Source organism: Paenibacillus sp. P4_A7, assembly GCF_056402455.1.
In genome coordinates this window covers 1-2,632 of the sequence record NZ_JBFUHJ010000612.1, presented here as the reverse complement: position 1 = coordinate 2,632, position 2,632 = coordinate 1, and the positions used below count along the sequence as shown (strand labels likewise).

Here is a 2,632-nt window from a genome sequence, read left to right as displayed (position 1 = left end):
GGTTCAAAAGTTGGAGATTTCATAGAAACATATGGTGTGAACGCATCTCTACAAGAAGGAATGTTCACGCACCGCTCCATTGCGGAGCAACTGGTTCAAAATTTTTCAGGACTTAAAGTGAACGAGATACAATGGAGAGAGAATCCGTTAGTACATACATTAAATAACGGCAAACCCCGTATTAAGAGAGCAAAATGGTTGCCAGAAAAAGAAGTTGATATTGTTTATATTTATTCTGACATGTATGTTGATGTTTGTAACCCTCAACCTATTAATACCGATTTCTTTACAGCAATAAGAACGAAAGAAGACTATGAACACAACTGGTTGTTGTGTACACAGCAAACAAAAGAAAAACTTGAAGCTATGAAATTTAAAAACATTTGCATAGTAGAAAATACAATTAAAGGATAATGTTCATCAGACAAAATAAGCATTACATACCAAATTATCGAAATTGAACTTACGTAAGTACCAACATTTTCTACACAAACATAAAATGAGGTGGATAGCATGCTGGATTTGGACAGTCTTGTATGGGGCAAAATGGATGGTCCYTWCGGCTCTGCYGAGAATGTACCGCAGTTGATCAARCAGTTGCAGAAGCAGTATGAGGAAGCTGTAAMAGWTGAATTGTATTGGGAGCAGTTGTTTCATCAAAAYACSATTTATTCAAGCACAMTGGCCGCAGTCCCTTACCTGGCCGAGATTGCCCGTCGATCGCAGAGTCTGGAGGTCAAGCTGGATATTTTCGTGACTTGTGGCCTGTTCGAAGCCAATCGGTGCGAAAGCAGCGGAGCCGGTTATGAGTTGCCGGTTGAACTACAGCCACTAATGGATCGAGCCGGTATGGTTGTGTGTATGGATATCTACAACAGCTATATGACCGCTATCGAAGAACTGGCCGGTTATAGCTCAGATATGATGCGTTTTGCGGCTGAAGTCGGCAAAGACAACGGAGAGAAAAGGTACGTCATCGCGGCCGATGCAGCGTACCGAGGCTGGAGGGGAGCGGCTGAAGTTCTAATCACGTTCAGTGAAGGCGACGAATATGTGGCCTCTTGTCTGTCCTGCGGCGAAGATATCTATATTTGGCCTTCCCCTGAAGACGACAAGCTACTGGCTTTTCGGAGCGATCCTGTATTTCATGCTGAGCAGGAATCTATCTCCATTACGCCGTCCCAGGCGATCAGGGACAACGAATTGGTCGTTTTGCAGCAGCTTTGCTCCGACATAGGAGAAAGCAGGCTCATGCGCCACATCCCGTATTTGGCCGGGCAAGTGAGCTGCCCTTCCTGTGGTGCTTCGTGTCAGATCTGGCCCGGATTGACGAACATGTACAAGTCTTAGCATTTTCCCGTAGGTCTATAGATTGATTCAGAACTTTCTTTATCGAATGGAATTTGTAACTCTTCATGCATTTATATAATACGATATTGATCATGAAGCCATGAAAGAGACCCGATTCTCGTAATAAGTTAATCGGGTTTCTTTCATCTATGTGGTTATTTTTGTTTGAGAAACTTTACTGCATTTTCTAATCTTAATACAGGTACATCAATTTCAAAACACATTCGTAAGGTAGTATTAATTGAAGAATATGAGATGTGCTTTGGGTTGTTATGCTCTTTGATTTTTATATGGAAGAAGAGTACATGACTCAGATTCTACAACTATTGGACGATATCAAAGATGAAGGATATTATGTTGAAATGGCTGTAATATAGGAAATTGTTGTAAGAAGAAAATAAAGTTTTAGACTGCCGCTTATTATTGAGCTATAGTTCTTCGTTAGAGCTTAATGTTGTCTAATAAAGATCAATTTCCCAGTCTTCAAATTCTGGTTCAACCTTATAACTATTGTCAACATAACTTCTAATATACTGTGCTGCTCTCATTTCTGCATATTTGGCATTACAAACTATCCCTACTTCATCCATCTCGATTACATTTGCAAATATGGCATATGCTTGTTCTAGTGCACTTGGTTCTTCAAAAATACAAGAATAATCAATACCCTCAAGAAGTGGTAATCCCACTGTACCGTTTGCTATCCAATATGAAAATGTTCTAAGTGCTCCACTAAAGGAATTACTTAACTTTTGTATAGTCGCCACCTCCAAATAGTAAAAGGTATCTGTAAAATTGACCTTTTAATATTAACTATTCTATTCATCATTTGCATTATCCTGCCAGATAGATTAATGCCCATTCCCAGTCTAATACTATAWTTTCTTAGTCTAATGGTTTATTTTCTTTTAACAATTGTCGTCTGTTATGTGAAGTTTCCCATGCTTACTAGAACATACTTAAGAAGCAATTCACTAGATTACTTTACATTCAACAAAGCTCTTGAAAAAATAACAGATTCTTACCGTGTGGATCAATATACGGTTAGGCAAAGCTGTCTTGGGATCTGAAACGTATTATTTAGGGGGAGTTAGAGTGAAACAATCATTCACCTTTCATGACGAAAAATCCAGTAAATTTTGGTGGATAGATTATAGTGGCTGTGACTTTGTTTTGAATTATGGAAAGACAGGCGCCGCCGGAAAATATGAGATCAAAGAATTTGACTCTGAAGAAGAATGTACCAAACAAGCTGAAAAACTAATGAAGCAAAAGTTAAAGA

The 2,632-nt window shown here is 39.0% G+C and carries 4 protein-coding genes and 1 pseudogene; 4 read left to right on the top strand and 1 reads right to left on the bottom strand.

The features are described 5' to 3' along the window. Positions 1-414: hypothetical protein (locus AC1DWN_RS31875; protein ID WP_477562861.1), on the top strand; the 414-nt coding region annotated here is incomplete at its 5' end. 99 nt (positions 415-513) lie between these two features. Then, complete coding sequence (locus AC1DWN_RS31870; RefSeq protein WP_477562860.1) at positions 514-1,350, top strand: hypothetical protein; 837 nt, start codon at positions 514-516, stop codon at positions 1,348-1,350. A gap of 458 nt (positions 1,351-1,808) precedes the next feature. On the opposite strand, the gene AC1DWN_RS31865 is transcribed toward AC1DWN_RS31870, so the two are convergent. Further along, positions 1,809-2,117 (bottom strand): DUF7677 family protein, encoded by a 309-nt coding sequence (locus AC1DWN_RS31865; protein WP_477562862.1) that lies wholly within the window; start codon positions 2,115-2,117, stop codon positions 1,809-1,811. A 147-nt stretch (positions 2,118-2,264) separates the two neighbouring features. Between AC1DWN_RS31865 and AC1DWN_RS31860 the strand changes: the two are divergent. Further along, positions 2,265-2,420: pseudogene (locus AC1DWN_RS31860) on the top strand (DNA alkylation repair protein); the annotation flags it as partial. A gap of 25 nt (positions 2,421-2,445) precedes the next feature. Continuing rightward, the coding region (locus AC1DWN_RS31855; protein ID WP_477562859.1) for a WGR domain-containing protein at positions 2,446-2,632 on the top strand (187 nt) is incomplete at its 3' end.